The sequence below is a fragment of the Endozoicomonas sp. ONNA1 genome (assembly GCF_024606325.1).
Taxonomy (GTDB): domain Bacteria; phylum Pseudomonadota; class Gammaproteobacteria; order Pseudomonadales; family Endozoicomonadaceae; genus Endozoicomonas_A.
Genome location: NZ_JAHHPN010000908.1, coordinates 1 through 1449, shown reverse-complemented (window position 1 = coordinate 1449; position 1449 = coordinate 1). Strand labels below are relative to the sequence as shown.

3 protein-coding genes are annotated in these 1449 nt (G+C 42.4%); all 3 read left to right on the top strand.

Features of this window, described 5'->3' with window-relative positions:
• Positions 1 to 72 precede the first annotated feature (72 nt).
• The 3 genes from KDK19_RS21355 to KDK19_RS21345 all read left to right on the top strand — a co-directional run bounded on the left by KDK19_RS21355 (position 73) and on the right by KDK19_RS21345 (position 1287).
• Complete coding sequence (locus KDK19_RS21355; protein WP_257254689.1) at positions 73 to 402, top strand: type II toxin-antitoxin system PemK/MazF family toxin; 330 nt, start codon at positions 73 to 75, stop codon at positions 400 to 402.
• A 334-nt stretch (positions 403 to 736) separates the two neighbouring features.
• Positions 737 to 1009 carry a CopG family ribbon-helix-helix protein gene (locus KDK19_RS21350; protein WP_257254690.1) on the top strand — a complete coding sequence of 91 codons (273 nt, stop codon included), beginning with the start codon at positions 737 to 739 and terminating at the stop codon, positions 1007 to 1009.
• Positions 997 to 1287: a type II toxin-antitoxin system RelE/ParE family toxin gene (locus KDK19_RS21345; protein ID WP_257254691.1), complete on the top strand. Its 291-nt coding sequence runs from the start codon at positions 997 to 999 to the stop codon at positions 1285 to 1287. The genes KDK19_RS21350 and KDK19_RS21345 overlap by 13 nt, the downstream gene beginning before the upstream one ends.
• The last annotated feature ends 162 nt before the right edge of the window (positions 1288 to 1449 follow it).

Here is a 1449-nt window from a genome sequence, read left to right as displayed (position 1 = left end):
CAGTGCCTTCATCTTGAATGACGAAGAACGTGAATGGCTCAATGATGCGCCAAAGGGAGAGGAGCTTCTGTAATGGCGTATATTCCCGAGCGTGGTGATGTGATCTGGGTTGATTTTGATCCAACGCGAGGAGTGGAAATACAGAAGACTCGGCCTGCACTGGTTTTATCTCCAAAAGTATTCAACCAGAAAACAAAACTGGTACTGGTTGCACCTATCACCTCTACTGTTCGTGGCCATGCCTTTGAAGTTTCAATAGCTGGCAATCAAATTTCTGGGGTTGTTGTGTGCCAGCAGGTTCGGACGGTAGATTACAAGGCAAGGTACATAAAAAAGGTGGAAAGGGCTTCAAAATCGGTAGTTGAAGAGGCTCTGGCAAAAGTCAGAACTATTGTAACCTAAATAGGAAAAAAAGAGACACCCATAAAATTTGATTCATTCTGTGGGTGTACTATCTCTCGGGGGTGTGATCTCTCGGTGCTCCGGTGTTTTTCAAGATAATTGTTTCTCGATTTTCACCGTTTTTGAGAAGCATTCGGGTTTGGCTGAAAGTTTGATAAATAACGGGCTTCAGGCTCTCAAAAACCATTCTCAATGTTGAAGCTGTAAGGGTTTTGAAGTATCTGACGTGTAAGCAATTTTTCTGGCCGGATACTAAAACGAGGGTTTTCTTTACTTTTGGGTCTTATGGTATAGTATTAATGGGTATTACCTTTTAATACCAAGGGAGAAACAAATGGTAACCTCGGTAAAGCTTGATGAAGACCTGAAAAGAAGAGTTAAGAATTTGGCGGAGGCCAGACACCGATCAGCACATTGGATAATGTGTGAAGCTATTCGTCGTTATGTAACATGTGAAGAGAAAAAAGAGGCTTTCAAACAGGACGCCCTTAATGCTTGGAACAGCTATCAAGAGAATGGTATGCACCTAACGCTTGAAGAAGCGGATGCATGGTTAGAAAAGCTTGAGGCGGGTGAAAATGGGGAGATTCCTAAGTGTCACGACTGATATGGTCACCTTCCGCTCTTAGAGATGTTCAACGATTACACCAATTTTTGGCACAGAAAGATGGAAATTCAGCCAGTCGTGCGATTAAAGCAATTCGCTCAGGCATTAAGGTTTTAGCCTGTCAACCTGAGATTGGTCGTCCTGTTGATGGTATGGAGCCAGAGTTTAGAGAGTGGCTAATTGATTTCGGTAACAGTGGTTATGTTGCTTTATATCGAATAGAGAATGGTCTTGCTACGGTGCTTGCAGTACGACACCAGAAAGAGGCTGGTTATTGACCGAAGAATTAAAAAAACACCCATAAAATTTCTGACAAAAAAACCACCTGGTAGGATCAAGCTTGCATTCGTAGGAATGACCCTGAACTCGATAAAGCAAGGGAAAATGAGTAAACAGGTTTTTGAAAGACACAGAATGTCATCTAGCCAAAGTTATACTGT